Origin of the sequence: Rhodococcus sp. EPR-134, assembly GCF_001647205.1 — a bacterium.
Lineage (GTDB): Bacteria > Actinomycetota > Actinomycetes > Mycobacteriales > Mycobacteriaceae > Rhodococcus_F > Rhodococcus_F qingshengii.
In genome coordinates this window covers 1-946 of sequence record NZ_LVCT01000747.1, presented here as the reverse complement: position 1 = coordinate 946, position 946 = coordinate 1, and the positions used below count along the sequence as shown (strand labels likewise).

Genomic DNA, 946 nt, shown 5'->3' with positions numbered 1-946 from the left:
GGCCGACTGCAACACGAACGGCAACTGCATCTGTCCGGAGCCGAACAGCTCGCCGACGGTCTTCATGCCCGAGAGCAAGGTCTCGTTGATGATGGCCAGTGGAGGCTTGATCGTCATCGCCTCGGTGAGGTCGTCGTCGAGGCCGTTGCGCTCGCCGTCGACGATGCGGCGTTCGAGCCGGTCGAACAACGGAAGTCCCGCCAGTTCCTGCGCACGGGACTCGCGCGCCGACGCAGCCGAGACACCCTCGAACAGAGCCATCAGCTTCTGCAGCGGGTCGTACCCCTCGCTACGACGGTCATAGACCAGGTCGAGTGCGGTTTCACGCTGCTCGTCAGGAATTCGGGCCATCGGCAGAATCTTGGACGCATGAACGATCGCCGTGTCCAGACCTGCCTCGGTGCACTCGTGCAGGAACACCGAGTTGAGGACCTGACGAGCTGCCGGGTTCAAACCGAACGAGATGTTCGAGATACCCAGGGTGAAGTGCAGTTCCGGGTACGCAGCCTTGAGCTGACGGATCGCTTCGATGGTCTCGATGCCGTCGCGTCGTACCTCTTCCTGACCGGTCGAGATGGGGAAGGTCAAGGCGTCGACGATGATGTCGGACTCGGCGAGTCCCCAGTTTCCCTTGATGTCCTCGATCAGACGCTTGGCGATGGCGACCTTCGTCTCGGCGGTGCGAGCCTGGCCCTCTTCGTCGATGGTCAGGGCGACGACCGCCGCGCCGTGCTCCTTGACCAGAGTCATGATCTTGTGGAAACGCGATTCGGGGCCGGCGCCGTCTTCGTAGTTGACGGAGTTGACGGCGCAGCGGCCACCGAGGTGCTCGAGGCCGGCCTGCAGGACGGCAGGCTCGGTGGAGTCGAGCATGATCGGCAGCGTCGAGGACGTCGCCAGGCGGCTGGCAAGTTCCGACATGTCGGCGGCACCGTCGCGGCCCACG

1 protein-coding gene is annotated in these 946 nt (G+C 64.2%); it reads right to left on the bottom strand.

Translation table 11 applies throughout. The annotated features are described in order from the left end of the window. Positions 1–946 (bottom strand): dihydropteroate synthase (locus A2J01_RS32045; protein WP_197494346.1); only part of this gene is annotated, 946 nt, incomplete at both ends.